Annotated in this window: 17 protein-coding genes; 15 read left to right on the top strand and 2 right to left on the bottom strand. The window is 39.5% G+C overall.

The window, feature by feature from the left end:
• Positions 1–67 precede the first annotated feature (67 nt).
• From IAE53_RS00950 to IAE53_RS01000, 11 genes are all read left to right on the top strand, one after another.
• On the top strand, positions 68–1,498 hold the full coding sequence (locus tag IAE53_RS00950; RefSeq protein ID WP_148423119.1) for an APC family permease: 1,431 nt from the start codon (positions 68–70) through the stop codon (positions 1,496–1,498).
• Between the two features lie 64 nt (positions 1,499–1,562).
• On the top strand, positions 1,563–2,897 hold the full coding sequence (locus tag IAE53_RS00955) for an aspartate aminotransferase family protein (RefSeq protein ID WP_200135791.1): 1,335 nt from the start codon (positions 1,563–1,565) through the stop codon (positions 2,895–2,897).
• A 250-nt stretch (positions 2,898–3,147) separates the two neighbouring features.
• The gene (alaS, locus tag IAE53_RS00960; RefSeq protein ID WP_148423117.1) at positions 3,148–5,829 is read left to right on the top strand and encodes an alanine--tRNA ligase; all 2,682 of its coding nucleotides are present in this window, start codon (positions 3,148–3,150) and stop codon (positions 5,827–5,829) included.
• Between the two features lie 101 nt (positions 5,830–5,930).
• Entirely contained in the window at positions 5,931–6,182 is a 252-nt protein-coding gene (locus IAE53_RS00965) for an IreB family regulatory phosphoprotein (RefSeq protein WP_004910843.1), read from the top strand.
• Positions 6,182–6,613: a Holliday junction resolvase RuvX gene (ruvX, locus tag IAE53_RS00970; protein ID WP_010280146.1), complete on the top strand. Its 432-nt coding sequence runs from the start codon at positions 6,182–6,184 to the stop codon at positions 6,611–6,613. The genes IAE53_RS00965 and ruvX overlap by 1 nt, the downstream gene beginning before the upstream one ends.
• 79 nt (positions 6,614–6,692) lie before the next feature.
• Positions 6,693–6,992 (top strand): DUF1292 domain-containing protein, encoded by a 300-nt coding sequence (locus tag IAE53_RS00975; RefSeq protein ID WP_004910847.1) that lies wholly within the window; start codon positions 6,693–6,695, stop codon positions 6,990–6,992.
• A gap of 200 nt (positions 6,993–7,192) precedes the next feature.
• Positions 7,193–8,668, top strand: a complete 1,476-nt coding sequence (locus IAE53_RS00980) for a cytochrome ubiquinol oxidase subunit I (RefSeq protein ID WP_010280147.1) — start codon at positions 7,193–7,195, stop codon at positions 8,666–8,668.
• Positions 8,668–9,681, top strand: a complete 1,014-nt coding sequence (cydB, locus tag IAE53_RS00985) for a cytochrome d ubiquinol oxidase subunit II (protein WP_188352787.1) — start codon at positions 8,668–8,670, stop codon at positions 9,679–9,681. The genes IAE53_RS00980 and cydB overlap by 1 nt, the downstream gene beginning before the upstream one ends.
• Before the next feature lie 95 nt (positions 9,682–9,776).
• Positions 9,777–11,504 (top strand): thiol reductant ABC exporter subunit CydD, encoded by a 1,728-nt coding sequence (gene cydD, locus IAE53_RS00990; RefSeq protein WP_148423306.1) that lies wholly within the window; start codon positions 9,777–9,779, stop codon positions 11,502–11,504.
• Positions 11,501–13,222 carry a thiol reductant ABC exporter subunit CydC gene (gene cydC / locus IAE53_RS00995; RefSeq protein WP_200135792.1) on the top strand — a complete coding sequence of 574 codons (1,722 nt, stop codon included), beginning with the start codon at positions 11,501–11,503 and terminating at the stop codon, positions 13,220–13,222. Before cydD ends, cydC begins: the two co-directional genes overlap by 4 nt.
• Positions 13,222–13,854, top strand: coding sequence for a glycoside hydrolase family 73 protein (locus tag IAE53_RS01000; RefSeq protein ID WP_148423113.1), 633 nt, complete (start codon positions 13,222–13,224; stop codon positions 13,852–13,854). Before cydC ends, IAE53_RS01000 begins: the two co-directional genes overlap by 1 nt.
• A 31-nt stretch (positions 13,855–13,885) precedes the next feature.
• Here the strand turns inward: IAE53_RS01000 and IAE53_RS01005 are convergent, their stop codons facing one another.
• Positions 13,886–14,392, bottom strand: a complete 507-nt coding sequence (locus IAE53_RS01005) for a GNAT family N-acetyltransferase (RefSeq protein ID WP_031941070.1) — start codon at positions 14,390–14,392, stop codon at positions 13,886–13,888.
• Between the two features lie 174 nt (positions 14,393–14,566).
• Between IAE53_RS01005 and pcrA the strand changes: the two genes are divergently transcribed.
• From pcrA to IAE53_RS01025, 4 genes are read left to right on the top strand one after another with little or no spacing between them, the layout of a single operon-like run.
• On the top strand, positions 14,567–16,816 hold the full coding sequence (pcrA, locus tag IAE53_RS01010) for a DNA helicase PcrA (protein WP_200135793.1): 2,250 nt from the start codon (positions 14,567–14,569) through the stop codon (positions 16,814–16,816).
• Positions 16,813–17,301: an AAA family ATPase gene (locus tag IAE53_RS01015; protein ID WP_200135794.1), complete on the top strand. Its 489-nt coding sequence runs from the start codon at positions 16,813–16,815 to the stop codon at positions 17,299–17,301. Before pcrA ends, IAE53_RS01015 begins: the two co-directional genes overlap by 4 nt.
• Before the next feature lie 8 nt (positions 17,302–17,309).
• Positions 17,310–19,355 (top strand): NAD-dependent DNA ligase LigA, encoded by a 2,046-nt coding sequence (ligA, locus tag IAE53_RS01020; protein WP_148423110.1) that lies wholly within the window; start codon positions 17,310–17,312, stop codon positions 19,353–19,355.
• Positions 19,352–20,494 carry a CamS family sex pheromone protein gene (locus IAE53_RS01025; RefSeq protein ID WP_010281279.1) on the top strand — a complete coding sequence of 381 codons (1,143 nt, stop codon included), beginning with the start codon at positions 19,352–19,354 and terminating at the stop codon, positions 20,492–20,494. The genes ligA and IAE53_RS01025 overlap by 4 nt, the downstream gene beginning before the upstream one ends.
• 35 nt (positions 20,495–20,529) lie before the next feature.
• Here IAE53_RS01025 and IAE53_RS01030 read toward each other — a convergent pair whose 3' ends face one another.
• Positions 20,530–21,222 (bottom strand): MucBP domain-containing protein, encoded by a 693-nt coding sequence (locus IAE53_RS01030; protein WP_010281281.1) that lies wholly within the window; start codon positions 21,220–21,222, stop codon positions 20,530–20,532.
• Positions 21,223–21,241: the final 19 nt, after the last annotated feature.

Consider the following 21,241-nt stretch of genomic DNA (forward strand, 5'->3'; position numbering starts at 1 on the left):
ATTTGACAATAATATGAGAAAATGTTAATATATTAAAATAACTTTTAAGCGTTGAAGGGATAAACATATGTCAGAATTAAATAAAAAAACAGGCTGGTTTCACAAGGCATCGCCTGTAAGTTTTACGGAAAGTGATCGACACTTGCGCAAAACTTTGGGTGTCAAGGAAATGTTGGCGCTGGGAATTGGAACTATTGTTTCAACAGCCATTTTTACTTTACCGGGAATTGTTGCAGCTAATCATGCGGGACCGGCAGTTGCAATTTCGTTTGTTATTGCTGCGATTGTAGCTGGACTTGCGGCTTTTGCCTATGCTGAATTTGCCTCTGCTTTGCCATTTGCCGGCTCTGCTTATTCATGGGCGAATGTTGTGTTTGGTGAGGTTTTTGGATGGATAGCTGGTTGGGCACTTTTGGCTGAGTACTTTATTGCTGTTGCGTTCGTTGCATCAGGGTGGTCAGCTAATTTTAAACTATTTTTAGCATCTCATCATTTAGCGTTGCCGAAAGCATTAGCGGGATCATTTGTTGCAGGTAACGGAGGCATAATTGATATTTCATCGTTGTTTGCAGTGTTGATTGTTGCTATCTTGCTTTGGCGTGGTACAAATACAACTGCTCGTGTAGAAAATGTGTTGGTTATCGGTAAAGTTGCTGTCATTTTGATTTTTATTGCTGTTGGTTTGACAGCAATTCATCCTAGTAACTATGTACCATTTATTCCAGCGCACAAGGCTGGTACGGAATTTGGTGGTTGGACAGGCATATTCGCTGGTGCCTCACAAATATTCTTGGCTTATATCGGATTTGATTCAATTGCAGCTAACTCTGCTGAAGCAAAAAATCCCAAAAAGACAATGCCTCGTGGCATTATCGGTTCACTAATTATTGCTACCATTTTGTTTGTTACGGTTGCTTTGGTTTTGGTTGGCATGTTCCCATATTCTAAGTATGCTAACAATGCTGCGCCTGCTGCTTGGGCATTATTGCAGTCAGGGCATGTCTTTACTTCAAATCTATTGTCCATTGTCGCTTTGATTGGTATGTTCACTGCAATCATAGGGATGATGCTTGCTGGATCACGTTTGCTGTATGCTTTTGGACGTGATGGTTTGTTGCCTAGCTTCTTAGGTAAGGTTAATGATAAGGGGCTTCCCAACAATGCCTTATTGGCATTATCGGTGATTGCCATTTTGATTGGATCGGTGTTCAGTTTCACTGAATTGGCAGGTTTGATTTCTGCTGGTACATTGATTGCCTTCATCATTGTTTCACTAGGTGTTTATGCCTTACGTCCGCGTGAAGGCAAGGATATTCAAGAACCTGGCTTCAAGATGCCATTTTATCCTGTGTTACCAGCATTAGCCGCCTTAGGATCAGGATTCATTTTTTATGAATTAGACAACCAGGCTAAGATATACGCATTTGGCTGGTTTGCCCTTGGTTTGGTAATTTATGCCGTCTATGGCGCTAAACATAGTAAATTATCTCAGAATTAATATACAAAGTCCTGACATCTCAGGGCTTTTATTGTACACAAAGCACAAATGAAAGCTGTTCAATATGTCGAGAAATACGGAAATTTTAAATGAAGAAAAAGTGTATTTGGCTGATGCCACGCGGGTTAAATATTTTGATATCGTGATTGACCATGGTAGTGGTGCCATTATTACAGACGCAAATGGTCGCGACTATATTGATTTGTTAGCCAGTGCAAGTGCAACTAATACAGGACATGCACATCCAAAAGTGGTTGAGGCAATTACCCAACAAGCACAGAAATTAATTCAGTATACACCTGCTTATTTTGCTAACACAACAACCGCTCAGCTGGCAAAACGTATCGCGGATATTGCACCAGGAAATTTTGACAAGCAGGTTGCTTTTGGTAATTCAGGTTCTGATGCTAACGATGCGATTATCAAGTTTGCTCGTGGATATACTGGACGGTCCTATGTGGTTAGCTTCACTGGTGCTTATCACGGCTCAACCTATGGCTCTATGTCAATTTCAGGTGTGAGTTTGAATATGACGCGTAAAATTGGTCCTTTACTTCCGGATGTGATCAAAGTGCCATATCCTGATCAAACGCAGCGCTTATTTGGTGAAAGTGATGATGATTTTTCTGATCGGTTATTCAAACAATTTATGCTGCCATTTGAAACCTATTTGCCAGCTGACGAAGTAGCTTTGGTCATTGTCGAGCCTATTCAGGGGGATGGAGGTATCGTCAAAGCACCACAACGTTTTATGACGTTAGTTTATAATTTCACGCGTGAACATAATATTGTTTTTGCTGTTGATGAAGTTAATCAAGGGCTTGGGCGGACAGGAACAATGTGGTCTATTGATCATTTTGATATAGTGCCTGATCTGATGAGTATTGGTAAATCAATTGCCAGTGGCTTACCATTAAGTGCAATTGTGGGACGTCGAGAAATTATGTCAAGTTTATCAGCGCCTGCTAACGTTTATACAACGGCTGGCAACCCTGTCACGGCAGCAGCAGCGTTGGCGACACTAGACGTTATAGATAAAGAACGGTTGGTTTTGCGTTCGCGTGACTTAGGCAAAATTGCCAAAACATTTTTTGAAAATGCGGCGCAACGTTATCATTTTATCGGTGATGTTCGCATGTATGGTTTAAACGGCGGCATTGATATCATCGATAATCAAGGGCAACCAGATACCTATGCAACTAATCAATTAATATACCGTATATTTGAGCTTGGTGCGATTATGATCAGCTTGAGAGGCAATATTTTACGTTTTCAGCCGCCGTTAGTTATTACGAAGGAAGAGTTAACACAAGCGTTGGCGATTATTGATCAAGCTTTTTCTGATTTAGAAGCAGGAAAAATTGTATTGCCACATAGCGATAGTCATATTGGTTGGTGATATGATATAATTAATTTGGCATTGGATATGCAACCTTGTGTATTGTCAATTAGAAATGTGTTGGTTGATGGAAAACACACGTTTACAAGGTTGTGCTCCCAAACTAGATGTGATTGAAAAATCACCGCGTCTCGGCGTTATGAGTTATAAAGGTAAAGATCAAAGATCATTACAAATTGCGGTGGTACCACGGTGAAGCGTCCGCACTTTGTCTTGGTCTTTTTATATTAATTTAAGGAGAAAACTTGTTATGAAAGAGTTGAGTTCAGCAGAAATACGTCAAATGTTTTTAGACTTTTTTGCTTCAAAGGGGCACGAAATCGTCCCCTCAAAAAATTTGATTCCACAAGATGATCCAACACTATTGTGGATTAACTCAGGTGTTGCGACATTAAAAAAATATTTTGATGGTACAGTGGTGCCGAAAAATCCACGTATCACAAATGCACAAAAAGCGATCCGTACCAATGATATTGAAAATGTTGGAAAAACAGCGCGTCATCATACTTTGTTTGAAATGATGGGTAATTTTTCAATTGGTGACTATTTCAAAGCCGAAGTGATTCCGTGGGCATGGGAACTGCTAACGAGTCCAGAGTGGTATGGTTTGGATAAAGAAAAGCTGTATGTCACTGTTTACCCGAAAGACCAAGAAGCAAAACAAATTTGGCAGGAAAAAACAGATTTACCAGATGGTCATATTTACGAAGTAGAAGATAATTTTTGGGATATCGGTGAGGGCCCATCAGGTCCTGATTCAGAAATTTTCTTTGATCGGGGACCAGCATTTCAAGATTTACCAGACAATGATCCTGAAATGTATCCCGGTGGTGAAAATGAACGGTATCTAGAAATTTGGAATATTGTGTTTTCACAGTTTAATCATTTGCCAGGGTTGACGGATAATTCGCAGTATCCAGAATTGCCACATAAGAATATTGATACAGGTATGGGATTAGAACGTGTCGTTTCTGTTTTCCAAAATGGTCGAACTAACTTTGATACTGATCTCTTCTTACCTATTATCCATGCCACAGAAGCTTTAACAGATGGTTTTGTTTATGATGATAGTCAAGATAGTGAAAGCAATACTAGTTTTAAAGTGATTGCTGATCATATTCGTGCCATCACCTTTGCAATTGGTGATGGTGCGTTGCCATCAAACGAAGGACGCGGCTATGTTATCCGTCGTTTACTTCGTCGAGCTGTACTGCACGGGCAAAAGTTAGGCATTAAGGGTGAATTTTTGACTAAACTGGTCCCAGTTGTTGGCAAAATAATGGTGAGTTATTATCCAGAAATTTCAGAAAACACAACCAAAATTCAAAAAACAATTGCCGCTGAAGAAAAACGCTTTAATGTGACATTGGCTGGTGGTTTGGCGTTATTGAATGGCGTGATTGCTGATGCTAAAGTGAGTGGTCAAAATCAAATTAGTGGTCTGGATGCTTTCAAACTGTCTGATACGTATGGTTTTCCCCTAGAATTAACACAAGAACAAGCTGCTGATGCAGGTTTAACTGTTGATGTTGATGGCTATCGTGACGCTTTACAAGCACAGCGTGAACGTGCTCGCGCAGCGCGTTCCAATGATAAGTCAATGGGTGTCCAAAATGCTGTTCTAACAGATTTGAAAGTGGATTCAAAGTATGTTGGCTGGTCTGAAACAAAGGTATCAGATGCTGAAATTGTTGCGATTATTGGGCAAGATAGCGCGGGGGTTGATGCCTTATTAGATGGTGCAGTTGCCAATCAAACCACGCAGGTCGTATTCGATGTGACGCCGTTTTATGCTGAAATGGGCGGTCAAGTCCCTGATTTTGGCGATGTTTCTAACCAGTCTGGTGAGCTCATTGGACATGTTATTGATGTACAAACGGCGCCAAATGGACAGTATATTCATACTGTTGAAGTCATAGCTGATTTTAATTTGGGCGATCGTGTGACACTTGAGGTTGACATGGCACGTCATATTGCTGTTTCAAAAAACCATACGGCGACCCACATGCTTGATCAAGCACTGCGCAATGTGATAGGTGAGGATGTGCATCAAGCTGGTTCACTTGTAGAACCTGACTACTTACGTTTTGATTTCAACCATGATGGACCGGTTTCTGAAAATGATTTGGATGATATTGCTGCAATGGTCAACCAAGAGATTGCCAAAAACTTGCCGATTACATGGGTTGAAACAGATATTGAGTCAGCTAAAAAACTAGGCGCTGTAGCAGTGTTTGGTGAAAAGTACGGTGAAACAGTCCGAGTTGTTTCCATTGGTGACTTTAATAAGGAATTTGATGGTGGCACGCACGCCAATAGTACGGCGGAGCTGGGTATTTTCAAAATAGTAAGCGAATCTGGAATTGGTGCTGGCGTACGTCGAATTGAAGCTGTAACAGGGTTAGCAGCATTAGCATTGTATCAATCTGAAGAAAAAGCATTGAAACAAATTGCTAATGGCTTGAAAGCGCAAAAATTAATAGATACACCTAATAAAGTAAGCGAATTGCAGGCAGAATTGCGTAATACACAACGTCAAAATGAATCTCTTACTGCACAACTAGCTAATGCTAAAGCAGGCGAGATTTTTGACGATGTTCAAATAGTCAACAATCACAGCTATATTGCAAAAGCGTTGACTGTCAGTGGTATTGATGGTCTTCGACAAGTGGCCGATAATTGGAAAGAAAAGCAACCTTCTGATATTTTGGTTTTGGCATCAGCTGTAGAGGGAAAAGTGAGCTTGATTGTAGCTGCTTCATCTGAAGCGATTAAGCAAGGCATCAAAGCAGGAGATCTCATTAAATTTATTGCACCAAAGATTGGTGGTGGCGGTGGTGGTCGACCAGACATGGCACAAGCCGGTGGTAAAAATCCTGATGGTATCACAGACGCTCTGGCGGCTGTTGCAGATTTCTTAGCTGATAAGTAATTTTTTTGTAACTTAATTGAGAAAATAATTTAGTATTATAGTGAGTAGTAAGTAACAGTGTGTCTACCACATTGCATTTTGAAAAGAAAGGAGCGTGTACCATGACAGTAGGGGACGAAACAGCTGTTTTTGACTTTGGAAATCAGTTGCCTAAGGACATTCATGAAACATTAGAAATTGTGTATAATGCATTGGAAGAAAAGGGTTATAATCCAATTAACCAAATTGTTGGCTACTTGATGTCTGGTGATCCAGCATACATTCCACGTTTAAATGATGCTCGAAATTTAATCAAACGTCATGAACGTGACGAAATAATTGAAGAACTTGTACACGCCTATTTAGATAAATAATGCGACTATTAGGATTAGACGTTGGAAGTCGAACAGTGGGTGTCGCAGTAAGTGATCCCATGGGTTGGACTGCCCAAGGGGTTGAAATTATTCGTATCAACGAGGATGAAAAGCAATTTGGCTTAGAACGACTTGCTGAGATTATTAAAGAAAAGCAAGTCAAAGGTGTTGTTCTGGGTTTACCTAAAAACATGAACAACAGTGAGGGACCACGTGCCGAAGCGGCCCGTCAATATGCCAAGATGGTTGAAGAACACTTTAATTTGCCCACGGATTTTCAAGATGAGCGGCTTACAACTGTTCAGGCTGAACGCATGTTAATTGAAGAAGCTGACGTATCACGTAAAAAGCGGAAGCAAGTGATAGATAAGATTGCTGCTGAATTTATTTTGCAGAATTATCTAGATGCGAACGGCAAATTAACTAAATAACTCAAAACGCGCTGTTCTTGGTATACGGATCAGCGCGTTTAAGTTATAATGAACTTATTAAAAGTTAAAGGAAATACTCATGAGTGAAAATAACCAAGAAGTACAAAAGATTACCTTAATTGATGAAAATGGCGATGAAGCGCTTTACGAAATTCTCTTCACTTTTCATTCCGATGAATATAGCAAAGATTACATTTTGTTAGTCCCAGAAGGTGTCGAGGATGATGAAGAAGTTGATATTCAAGCTTATATTTTTAATCCCGACGAAAACGGTGATGCCACTGAAGAAGAACTTATTCAAATCGAAGACGACAAAGAGTGGGATATGGTCGAAGAAGTGCTTAATACTTTCTTGGACGATGACACGAACTTTAACTAAATCGAATTAATTCTGTACCCTATAATTTTAATTAAAAAATTACGGGTACATTTTTATTGTAAAAAAATATAAAAGCCTTTAAATCAAGCTTATCAAGTGATAAACTAGTTGTAGAGAACTTTTTGTATTATACATCAAGTTGAATATTTGAAAGTATTGATTGTCACAATGTGTAGTATCAATATGTTGGAGGAATAGTTATGGTTACATTAGTGGGCATACTAGATTTAGCGCGTTTTCAATTCGCGATGACCACGATTTTTCACTTTTTCTTTGTCCCAATGTCAATAGGATTAGCTGTTGTCGTTGCGTTGATGGAAACGTTGTATGTCATCAAAAAAGATGAGACGTACAAAAAAATGACACAGTTTTGGGGTAAGATTTTCTTACTCAGTTTTGCTGTGGGTGTCGTGACAGGTATTATTCAAGAATTCCAGTTTGGTATGAACTGGTCTGAATATTCAAGATACGTTGGTGACATTTTTGGTGCGCCATTGGCGATTGAGGCTTTGGTTGCTTTCTTTGCAGAGTCAACCTTTATTGGGTTGTGGTCATTTACATGGGACCGATTTAAGCCAGCCATTCATTTAATTTTTATTTGGGTTGTCGCTTTTGCATCAAGTATTTCTGCTTTATGGATTTTGGCAGCCAATTCATTCATGCAAAATCCCGTTGGTTATGCAATTGACAACCACATGGGGCGAGCTGAATTAAAAAGTTTTGGTGCTCTGCTGACGAACAAGCAGCTTTGGATTGAATTTCCACACGTTCTAGTTGGCACTTTTGTAACGGGTGGCTTTATCGTTGCCGGCATGGCAGCGTTTAAACTGCTCAAATTAAAAAAAGGTGACAAACAAATTGATTTTTTCCGTAAGTCAATCAATGTTGCTTTAGTAGTTGGTTTAGTTGGCGTCGGTGGGGCTCTGATTACGGGTGATCAACATGCGTTTGAGCTGCAGTCAATGCAGCCCATGAAGTACGCTGCAATGGAAGGTGTTGATACAACACTGGACTCCTCGAAAAGAAAAGATAAAGCACAACCTTGGTCATTGATATCAGTAACCAATCCCGCAACGCATCGTGTTATTGCCAAAATTGAAATTCCTTATGCATTGTCAATTCTTGGCAATCATTCTTTGACTGGTGGTAAAACAACTGGTACCACCGAACTGGAAAAGCAGTTTGAAAAGAAATACGGTAAAACTACTGGCGGTATTAAAAATTATTATGTACCGGAAAATACGTTATTCTATTCGTTCCGTGTGATGGCGATGGGTGCTGGTTTGCTCGGTCTTGTAGCCGTCGTTGCATTGTGGTTTAATCGTAAGAAATCTAATTTGATTTTGTCGCAACGTTGGTTCTTGTGGGTAATGGGCGTCATGACATTCTTCCCATTCGTCGTTAACACAGCTGGATGGTTGGTGACCGAATTAGGTCGTTTCCCTTGGGTTGTTTATGGGTTGATGACAATTGCAGATGCTGTTTCACCAAATGTGTCTGCTGCGTCATTGTTGATTTCTAACATTATTTACTTCTTAACTTTTGCTGCTTTAGGTGGCGTCATGATTTGGTTGTCTCGACGCGTGCTTCACGCTGGTCCTGATGCAGAGGAAGAAGCGGAAGCTTCACCACGTGACCCTTATGAACATCTATCAGGAAGTGAGGTAGAAGCATAATGAGTTTTCTACAAATTTTATGGTTCATATTAATCGCTGTTTTGTGGTCCGGATTCTTATTCTTAGAGGGTTATGATTTTGGTGTTGGCATGCAGTTTGCTTTTAACGCACGAAATCAAAAAGATCGACAAGCTTTATATGAAGCCATTGGTCCTAATTGGGATGCTAACGAAGTATGGCTTTTAACTGCCGGTGGTGCGACATTTGCTGCCTTTCCTTATTGGTATGCATCGCTGTTTTCTGGCTTTTACTTACTCTTGTTTATTGTCTTGATGGCGTTGATTTACCGTGGTGTATCATTTGAATTTCGGGAACATATGCCAACAATTCAGGGAACTCAGCTTTGGGAAAGATTGATTGCGCTTTCTTCATTCATTGCGCCATTTTTCTTAGGTATGATTTTCACAGCGATGGTTTCTGGTATGCCAATGGATGCCAAAGGCAACATTTCAGCAGGATTCTTTGACTATGTTACGCCATTCACGCTAGTAGGTGGCGTTGCAGTTGCGCTAATGAGTTATGTTCACGGTCTTAATTATACCCGTTTGCGAATTGACGGTGATTTGCGCGTCCGTGCCCTCACGCAGCTTAAAGTTTTGTATCCACTACTTTTGGCAGGTGAAGCCTTGTTTGCTGTTTTGCTATTTTTCTACACTGATTTTTTGCAAACAAAAACATTGTGGACTTTGTTAATTCTGGTAGCAATTGTCGGAACAACCGTTCTTGGCTGGTACTTAGCCATCGGAAAGACTAAAGAAGGTGTGCCATTTGTATTGTCTGGTTTGACATTAGTGGAAGTTGTCGTCTTGCTATTTGTAGGCATGTTTCCTCGTGTGATGGTAGCAACTGACCCATTGCACAGTCTAAAAATCATTAATGCATCTTCGTCACCCTATACGTTAAAAGTAATGACTGTTGTTGTCCTAACTGCTTTACCAATAACCCTTGCTTATCAAATTTGGAGTTTCTGGGTATTCCGTAAGCGCATTGTTGCTGACAAAGTGGTTGAATAATCAAACAAAAAACGTTTACAATTAATGTGAGCGTTTTTTAGTTTAAGGAGAGTATGCTGAACAGGTTAATTTTGCAGCATGCAATAAATAATAAGATGATAGATAAAAGATTGTTTGCCGTTCCCGGCATTATAAAAATATTGGTAACTTTGGTTGTATTGACTGGATTACAAGCGTTTACAATATTGTTTCAAGGGATTTTCCTGGCCAAAATCATTGTTGCGCTATGGGAAGGTACTGATTTTATAAGTGTGGTGAGTCAAGTAGTGGTTTTTGCGATTACTTTTTTACTTCGTCAATTGTTGGTCGTTTTTAAAAATTCATTGATGGCCCACTTTTCGGATCAGGCGGTCGAGTCTTATCGTGTACAACTACTGGCAAAGTACGCTGAAATTGGACCAAGTGTGATTACTAAATCAGGTACTGGCAATGCGGTTACAACACTTGGTGTTGGCTTAGACAATGTCAAAAATTATTTTCAACTGTTGTTGATTAAAGTTTTCGATTTGGGTATTATTCCTTGGTTGATTTTGCTCTACATTTTTTTCTTAAAGTGGGAGCAGGGCTTATTTTTATTACTAATTTTCCCGGTGGTAATCTTATTTTTTATTATTCTTGGTTTAGCTGCGCAGAGCAAAGCAGATGCTGAGTTCGCTAATTTCAAAAATTTAAATAATCGCTTTGTGGATGCGCTACGTGGTTTGCCAACTTTGAAACAGCTTGGTTTATCACAATCTTATGGCGCAGAAATTTACAATATTTCAGAAGACTATCGTAAAACGACAATGCGGACACTGCGAATAGCCATTACTTCAACATTCGCATTAGACTTTTTTACCACACTCTCTATTGCAATTGTGGCCGTATTTTTGGGTTTTGATCTTATGAATGGCAAAATGACACTCTTACCAGCACTATCTATTTTAGTGTTGGCGCCAGAATACTTTTTGCCATTACGTAACTTTGCAGACGATTATCATGCCACGCTAAATGGTAAAAATGCCTTAACGGATGTGTTAACAGTTATTGATATGCCAAGTGTTCCAGATCAAGAATTATTGACACTGCCTTCTTGGCAACAGAATTCTGAATTAAATTTAGCGGATGTTGCTTTTTCATATGATACGCTACCGACACTAACAAACATTAACGTTACTGCAAAAGGTTATCAAAAAATTGCGATTGTCGGCGAGAGCGGCTCTGGTAAATCTACGCTATTGAAGCTTTTGGGTGGCTTTTTGCAGCCAAATGCGGGATCGGTCATTGTCAATGGTCAATCGTTGCCACACCTTACTCAGAAGAGCTGGCAGCAACAGTTTTTTTATATGCCGCAATCACCCTATATTTTTCATGCTTCTTTGCGCGATAATATTAAATTTTATACGCCAAATACTGATGATGTGACAGTTGAATCAGCTATTACACGAGCTGGTTTGTCACCCTTGGTTGATGATTTGCCAGATGGTTTAGATACGATAATCGGTGAAAGCGGTCGTCAACTATCTGGTGGCCAAGCGCAACGTGTAGCGTTAGCGCGAATGTTACTCGATTCCAAACGGAAAGTCCTGCTTTTTGACGAACCAACTGCACATTTGGATATTGAAACGGAAGTTGAACTAAAACAAACCATGGCGCCGATTTTAGCAAATCACTTGGTTTTCTTTGCGACACATCGTCTACACTGGTTAGATCAAATGGATTTTGTTTTAGTGATGGCAAATGGTGAAATTGTGGAAACTGGTGAACCTAAAGCACTATTAGCCGATGAAAACAGTGCGCTTAATCATCTACGTCATGAATTATATCGAGGTAAATTGGTATGAAAAAAATTCAAAAGTTACTTCAAAATGATCATTGGATTATGCCATTTTTACGTCAACAAAAATCGGGTTTGTTTTGGTCCATATTTTTGAGCTTCATGACGACTTTTGCAGCTGGCGCTTTAATGTTTGTTTCCGGGTTCTTAATTTCTAGGTCGGCACAACATCCTGAAAATATTTTAATTATTTATGTTCCCATCGTATTAACGCGTGCCTTTGGTATTGCGAGACCAGTCTTTCGTTACGCACAGCGTTTGGTGTCACATAACTGGGTATTGCGTATTGTGTCCAAAACCAGACGACGATTATATGAAAGTGTTGCAAGCACAGCTGGTAGCATTCGCGGTCGTATGCAGACGGGGGATATACTCAGTTTGTTAGCCGATGATTTAGATCGATTACAAAATCTTTATCTCAGAACACTATTTCCACTTGGTGCTGGCATCATGTTGTATATTTTTGTCAGCATTGGTTTTGGTGTTGTTAATTGGCGATTTATGTTGTGGTGGTTTTTTATATTGGCGATTATTTTAATTGTGATTCCATTGCTAAGCTTAAAATGGAATTACAATGGTGTACGGCGCCAAAAAGCTTTACAGAATCAACTTTATACTGAAGCGACGGATGCTATCTTGGGATTACAGGACTGGGTGCTCTCGGGTAGACAAGCTGATTTAGTCTCACGGCAGGGCAAAGTGATGTCAGAATTGGCTAATGTTAAAAATAAAAGTATGAAATTTGGGTGGTGGCGTGATTTCATAATTCAAATGTTGGTGTTGCTATTAACGATTACAACTTTGATTTGGGCTGGTAATCAATTTGCTAATGATCGTGATTTGGTCAACTATATCGCAGCCTTCACACTAGCAATATTCCCATTAGTTGATAGTTTTGTTGGTGTTAATCAAGGCGTTAGTGAAGCATCGGTTTATGAAGACAGTATGACACGCTTGAATCAGTTGCCCGCAGTTAAAAAAATTGAAAGTGCACCAATTCCTAAAAATACAACAGTAAAATTTGACAAAGTAACGTTTGCTTATGATGATAAAACAATAATTGATCACTTAGATTTGACAATACCAACAGGTGAAAAAATTGCATTATTGGGCCGTTCGGGTGCTGGTAAAACAACTATATTAAAACTGCTGGCAGGCGATATCAATCCAAATCAAGGTGAAGTTACTATTGGCGGTCAGCCAGTTAGTCAATTACAGCCAAAAATGTCAGAATTGGTAGCTGTTTTGGATCAACAAGCTTATTTATTTGATTCAACAATCTTAAATAATGTGCGCATGGGTAATATTCATGCTTCTGATGAGGCAGTAGCAGCAGCTATTAAACAAGCTGGTTTACAACCGCTAATTGATGCTTTGCCAGAGGGATATCACACACAAATGCGTGAGGCTGGCGCCCGATTTTCGGGCGGCGAACAGCAACGTTTTGCCTTGGCGCGTATTTTATTGCAGGCAGCACCTGTTGTTGTTTTGGATGAGCCAACAGTATCTCTTGATCCAAAAACTGAACATGATGTCTTGACACAAATTTTTTCAGTATTGCAAGATCGTACGATTATTTGGGTAACGCACCATTTGACAGGTATTGAAAATGTTGATAAAGTATACTTTTTAGAAGCAGGCAAATTTGTTTTGTCAGGTAAACCATCACTTCTTCGTGATGAATCAGAAAGATTTAAGCAACTACTACTAATGGATCAATATTAATGGTAAAGAAAAAGCGTCGTAAATCCAAAAAAAGGCTTCGCCACCAACGATTATTGTGGTTAATCGGTGGTCTTTTTGTTTTGGTGATTGTGGCTTCTATAGTTTCAGAAACGGTTATTTATCAAAAGCAACAAACACAATCAGAGAATGCTGACCATGCCCAAAAAGTTGCTTGGATTAATCAACTTGCGCCTTATGCCCGTGAATTGCAAGAAAAATATCATGTCATTGCCTCAATCAGTATTGCGCAAGCTATCTTAGAATCCGATTGGAATACAAGCACATTGGCAACACAATATCATAATTTATACGGTATCAAGGCAGACACAGGACAAAAAAGTGTGGTATTGCCAACTAAAGAATATGAAAATGGGCAGTGGATAACGATTCAGGGGCGTTTTGCAGCTTACAGTAGTTGGCAAGAGAGTATGAAAGCTCACGCGATGCTGTTGTATCGCGGAACGAGTTGGAATACAAACCAATATCAACACGTGTTGGCGGCAAAGGACTATACAACTGCCGCACAAGCTCTAACACAAGATGGCTATGCGACTGATCCTTCTTATGCAAAAAAACTAATTACAATCATTCAAACGTGGCACCTCGATAGATTTGATGTGCCAACAAAATAAAAAACTAACAATTATTATAATTGTTAGTTTTTTATTTTGTTGGTTTTTCAAATTCTGATTTAAAAATGCCCATCATGAGACTATCGTGATAGCGACCTTCGGCAAAGAAATGCTGTCGCAACGTTCCCTCAGCGATAAAACCAATTTTTTTATAAATATGAACAGCTGCTGCATTTTTGACATCAACATACAGATAGACCTTGTGCATATTAAGGACTGTAAAAGCATATTCAATGCCGGCTTTCATCGCACTTTGCGCATAACCATGGCCCTGATATTTACTATGAATGATAATTTGAATTTCAGTATGGCGATGGAGTGTGTCGATATCCATTAATTCGACAACACCAATGAACGATTCGTTGTCTTCAATAACAAAGCGACGTTCAGTTTGGTCCAGAATGTGGCGATCATATAAAATCTGTAGTTCATCAAATGAAGAATAAGGTTCTTCAAACCAAAGTGCCATGACGCGACGAGAATTTTCCTGTTCATAAATATAGGGTAAATCTCTTTTCTCTAATGGTCTAAGTTTCATTTTCGATACACTTTCTTTTGTTTTGTCCATAAAATAGGATTTGGTCACTCATAGTTTAACACAAATTGATATTTTATCATAACGGGTAATAAGAAATCCTGATGCAGTGAATAGAGATATCGGCCTATTGGTGGTAAAATAGAAAGAGCTAATTTACAGATAAAGGATAACAATATGCCATTAGAAACACTTGTTTCAGGAATGAATGATCGACAATCAGAAGCAGTACAAACGACACAGGGACCATTATTGATTATGGCGGGTGCTGGCTCAGGAAAAACGCGTGTGTTGACACATCGTATCGCACATCTCATACAAGATTTAAATATTTATCCTTGGCGCATTTTGGCAATTACATTTACTAATAAAGCAGCACGAGAAATGCGTGAAAGAATTGCCCAACTAGTTGATGCTGAAGTGGCAAAAGAAATTTGGGTTTCAACATTTCATGCCTTAGCAGTACGGATTTTGCGACGTGATGGTGAAAATATTGGCTTATCACGTAATTTCACCATCGTTGATACTAGTGCGCAGCGTACTTTGCTCAAAAGAGTGATTAATGATTTAAATCTTGACACAAACCAATATGATCCCAGAACAATTTTAGGGACAATTTCCAATGCCAAAAATGATATGCTGACACCTAAAGCCTATGCAAAACAAGCCGGCAATGTATACGAAGAAACAGTAGCAGAAGTATATGCAGCCTATCAATCTGAATTGCGTCGTGCACAAAGCGTGGACTTTGATGATTTGATTATGCTGACAATCGATTTGTTTAATCAAGTACCAGATGTATTGTCAAAATATCAAAATCAATTTGAGTATTTACACGTCGATGAGTACCAAGATACAAATGATGCGCAATATACAATTGTTAATTTGTTAGCCAAAAGGTCACGTAATTTGGCAGTGGTTGGTGATGCAGATCAATCGATTTATGGCTGGCGTGGCGCTAATATGAATAATATTTTAAATTTTGAGAAAGATTATCCTGACGCGCATACCGTGATGTTAGAGCAAAATTATCGGTCGACACAAAATATTTTGGACGCCGCCAATGCTGTTATCAATAACAATAATGAGCGCATTGATAAAAATTTGTGGACCGAAAATGGTAAGGGTGACAAAATAACTTATTATCGTGCCCAAAGTGAACGTGATGAGGCTAATTTTGTTTTGTCAAATATTCAAAAAATGCGACAAACGGAAAAAATGGCGTACAGTGATTTTGCTGTTTTGTATCGTACCAATGCCCAATCACGAGGTATTGAAGAAGCTTTAGTTAAAGCTAATATGCCATATACGATGGTAGGTGGGCATAAATTCTACGAGCGTAAAGAAATTTTAGACATTATGTCGTATATGAATTTAATCACCAATCCATCAGATAATGCTGCGTTTGAACGTATTGTGAATGAACCTAAACGAGGCATTGGCGCAACTTCAATTAATCGTCTACGTGCTTTTGCCAATCGTATGGATTTATCTTATATGGGTGCCATTGAAAATATTGAGTTAGCACCCGAAATTACTGCAAAAGCCGCTTCAAAGTTGATTAGTTTTGCTGAAATGATGCACAATCTGCGTCAACAAGCTGAGTTCTTGAATGTTACTGAATTAGCAGAAATGGCAATGACGACCTCCGGTTATCGCAAAATGTTAGCAGAAAAAAATGATCCGGAAAGTCAAGGACGTTTAGAAAACTTGGAGGAGTTCTTGTCAGTTACTAAAGAGTTTGATGCTAAATACAATCCCGATGATCCTGATTCAGTTGATCCAATGACAGATTTTCTTGGTTCAACTGCTCTGATGAGCGATTTAGATGATTTTGAAGAAGGTGATGGCGCAGTGACACTAATGACACTGCACGCTGCCAAAGGTTTGGAGTTTCCTGTGGTATTTCTTGTCGGCATGGAAGAAGGTATTTTCCCGCTATCGCGTTCAATGATGGACGATGATCAACTTGAAGAAGAACGCAGGTTGGCTTATGTGGGTATTACACGTGCAATGAAAAAGTTGTTCTTAACAAACGCTTATTCACGTTTGCTGTATGGTCGTACACAAGCTAATGAAGCGTCGCGTTTCATTGATGAAATATCGCCTGAACTACTCGACATGGTTAATAGTGGATTTAATAGTTCTACTACTTTAGACCGCCATTTACCATTTGACAATCCTACGCAGCGTGCAACGGCAACAACCTATAAAGCAAGTCCTGTAACAAAAACGACATCAGGTACGACTGGGGCGGATAAAACGCCATGGCGAGCTGGCGATAAAGTATCACACAAGAAATGGGGCATTGGGACAGTGGTCGCCGTTTCCGGAGACGCCCAAGATCAAGAATTGAAAGTTGCTTTTCCTTCTGAAGGGGTTAAACAACTTTTGGCAGCTTTTGCACCAATTACACGTGCCGAATGACAAAAGTTATTATTATTAGAGGTAATTCTGGAAGTGGTAAAACAACGTTAGCACAAGCTTTACATGATCAGTGTGATAGTAGTTTTCTAATTTCACAAGATGTTGTTCGCCGACAGATGCTGCAAGTCGACGATCATGCAGGCAATTTAGCCATTAATTTGATGGCCGAATTAATTGAATTTGGACGATTGTATGTTGACGTTGTGATTTTGGAAGGTATTTTACGTCAGGATGTATACAGGGAATACTTACAATCTGTCCTAACAAAATTTGATATTGTTATACCAGTTTATTATGATTTGCCGTTGACAGAAACAATCAGTCGTCACCGAACAAAACGATTTGTATCATTTACAGAGTCAGATGTTGCCAAATGGTATCGAAAAAACGATTATCTTGGATGGCCAGACGAAATAATTTTCAATCAAACAATCACGTTGAAACAAGCTATCGCAGCTATTATGCAACGAATTAATCATCAGTGAGGTATGAGATGTTACCAGAATTTACACCAATTGAAAAAATGACAACAGAGACAGCGCAGCAAGAAATTGCTCATTTACAGACACAATTAATCAATTATGGTGTTGCCTATTATGAAAACGATGAGCCTTTGGTTGAAGATCATATTTACGACACACTATATGCACGACTTGTTGCATTAGAAAGTGCATTTCCTCAATTTGTAACACCAGATTCTCCAACACAAAATGTTGGTGGTGCCGACACTAAATCGGAATTGGCCAAAGTCACGCATCCTGCGCCAATGTTGTCACTCGGGGATGTGTTCAGTTTGGCAGAACTCGAGGAGTGGGATGAGCGTACAACTAAATCATTGGGATTTCAATCGGCGTACAATTTAGAACTCAAAATTGATGGCTTAGCAGTGGCACTCACCTACGAACAAGGCAAACTCGTACAGGCCTCAACACGTGGTAATGGTGTTGTTGGTGAAGATGTCACGCGTAATGTGAAAACAATTAAATCAGTGCCACAAACGCTGACAGAGCCACTCACCATTGAGGTACGTGGTGAAATTTATATGCCGAAAAAAAGTTTTGCTAAGTTGAATTTGCAACGCGAAGCGGATGGATTAGAGCCCTTTGCAAACCCTCGTAACGCGGCTGCTGGCTCATTGCGCCAATTAGATGTAAATATCACGAAATCACGTGAATTGTCTGCGTTTGTTTATTACACAGCTGAACCGGAAGTTTTGGGTGCGACGACACAAAGTGGCGCTTTAGAGCGATTTGCATCACTTGGGTTACCAACCAATCGACAAAACCGTGTGATACCAAAAATGGTAGATATTGCTGACTATATTTCAGAATATACTGCTAAGCGTGATGAATTAGCATACGGGATTGATGGTGTAGTTGTCAAAGTTGACCAACTAGATTTGCAAATTGATTTAGGCAATACGGTTAAAATCCCTCGTTGGGCAATTGCCTATAAGTTTCCGCCAGAAGAAGCTCTTACGGTGGTCAGAGACATTGAATGGACAGTTGGTCGAACTGGTGCTGTGACACCGACTGCTGTGATGGATCCGGTTCAGTTAGCCGGCACAACAGTGCAACGCGCCAGTTTGCATAATCCTGATTATTTGAATGAAAAAGGGGTGCGAATTGGTGATACTGTGACACTTCACAAAGCTGGTGATATCATTCCAGAAATCGGGCAAGTGATATTAGATAAGCGACCAATTGATAGTACCATCTATGAAATTCCCACTTTTTGTCCAGCCTGTCAATCGGAATTAGTCCATATTGAAGGTGAAGTTGCCTTGCGTTGCATTAATCCATTTTGTTCAGCTCAAATTCAAGAAGGGTTAACGCATTTTGCTTCGCGCAATGCGATGAATATTGATGGCATGGGGCCACGCGTTATTGGTCAATTATTGAAAGCAGATTATATTAAAGACGTTGCTTCAATTTATCGATTAGAGTTGTCACAACTTTTAACGCTAGACAAATTTAAGGAAAAATCTGCAACTAATTTAATCAATGCGATTGCTCAATCAAAGAATAATTCGTTAGAACGTTTGTTGTTTGGACTAGGTATTCGTATGGTTGGGGCAAAGGCGGCACGGTTAATTGCCGAAAAATTCAAAACACTCACCGAAATAGCAAATGCCAATGTTGATGAAATTTCGGCTATTCCAGGAATTGGTGAAGCAATTGCCCATTCGTTAGTACAATACTTTAGTATGCCTGCTGCACACCAGCTTCAGCAAGAATTAACAGATGCAGGTGTTAATCAAATTTATTCATCTGGCGTAGAAGTTGATGAAAATTCGTTTTTTTATGGCAAAAAGGTCGTGTTAACTGGTAAACTAGAACAGAGTAGTCGTCCGGTTGCGACTAAGTGGTTGCAAGATCATGGTGCTAGTGTTGCTGGGTCTGTTTCAGCAAAAACAGATCTGCTCATCGCTGGTGGCGCTGCTGGTAGCAAGTTAGAAAAAGCAAACGAACTGGGCGTCTTGGTTTGGACAGAACAAGCATTTGTTGATGCACAGTTAAAAGAGGATAACAAGTCATGAAACGCATTAGTTTCCGAATTTATATGATAATTGCCGTGGTAGTTTTGGCAGTGGCAGTTGGCGCATTATATTTTTTTAATGCCAATCGGGTTACACCAACAACGACTAAAAAGTCTAGTGGCGTACAAATTACACAGAGTACACCAGGGGAGTACCAAACGGTCATTAAGAATGGTCGATATTTGGTCAGTGCTGCACGAGGCATTACTGCTTCTTCTGAACCAAACAGTCTTGATGTTAAAAACTTTGAATCTTCTTTACTAGATTTGGCAAAAAATCACTTTAAACCTAGTCGTTATATTTTTCAAGAAGGACAATATTTGGGTTCATCCCTAGTGACAGATTTATTGGGACGTAAAAGTAGTAGTGACACCATTGGTCTCAACCCAGAAGATAACGGTAAAACCGATAGTTCACGAAACCCGATTTATGTACAGACATTGACTGAGCAAGACTTTATGGTCAAAGACGGCGATAATTTGAAACTGTCGGGTATGATTATTGGTGTTGCCATGAACACGCAAGATGAATATCAAAAAGAACAGTATGGTGCAACCTATACGCAGAATATATCTGAGGCGGATCGTGTTGCTTACGGTAAAAAAGTTGCCGCACAAATTCTTAAGCAAGTACGTGAACAAAAAGGTGTAAGTGATGATACGCCTATCGTGATTGCAATGTATGCTAATTCACAAGCAGATTCACTTGCACCAGGTAGTTTCTACGCACAGACAACAAGTGATAAAGGAACAACAATTGAAAAATGGTCAGATATTGACGACCAATCCATTGTGTTACCGAAAGAAGCAACTGATACCTCAAAGTTGGGGTCAGATGCTAATACGGGTTTTGCTAATTTTAAAAATGATGTTGCCAATTTCTTTCCCAATATAGCAGGCGCGACAGCTGTAGCTGACTTTAAGAACGGCACATTGTCAAGCATGACTGTGAATGTTACAACGCAATTTTATAGTCAAACTGAAATCGAAAGTTTCACAACCTATATTTCACAATCGGCCCTGAAGTATTTACCCAGCAATGTACCCATAAAAATTATAGTGCAAACAGCAAATGAAATGCAGGCAATTTTGATTCGTAAATCTGGTGAAAAAACTTTTACAACAACGCTATTAGATTAAAAAAGAAGCAAGGTAGAAATACTTTGCTTCTTTTTTTATAATCGGTCAATATACACACCGTTTATCCAACCCTTAGTAGCTAATTTTAACCACACGACACCGTTAGCATCATGCAATTCATCTGAAATAGCCACGAAGTCGCCATCTAAAACACTGCCAACAGGTAATCCGTATGGTGCTTCAAAAACTTCCGTTGATTGCCCTGGCAGAAAGTTAACAATCGCATTAGGTTGATCATTTTCAACCTTTTCAGGATTATTGAAATAATTGACATTTGTTTGATCTGGTGCGTTATCTGATAGCGCCATTTGACTTGCGTCGTATCTTAACCAGTGATGATCACCTATCTGATACCAAAATTGACCATTACTAGTAATGACGCGAAGGTGAGTGCTCCAATATTCTTTCGGAGAAATTGTGGTGCTAATTGGACTAAGATCACTAGGCGTGGGATAAACTGGCAGTTTGGTTAACGTTTCTACAAACATATCAATACGGTGTACAGCTCGCCAGTCATTAGGACGATAATATAAGACTGCTGTTTGTGGTAAATTACCAAAAACCCCTGTCAATTGACCAGAGCTATCAACATATTCATATTGTTTAATCGCGACAGGTGATACGTGGTAATCATTGCCAGATTCTCCGTCTAATCGACGTGGTTCCTGTAGTAGTTCACCCGTTGCAATATCTTTATCGTAAACCCATACGGGTGCAGTATTTGCCATAGAATAATCCCCTTTGAAT

Origin of the sequence: Leuconostoc sp. S50, assembly GCF_016624925.1 — a bacterium.
Taxonomy (GTDB): Bacteria; Bacillota; Bacilli; order Lactobacillales; family Lactobacillaceae; genus Leuconostoc; species Leuconostoc pseudomesenteroides.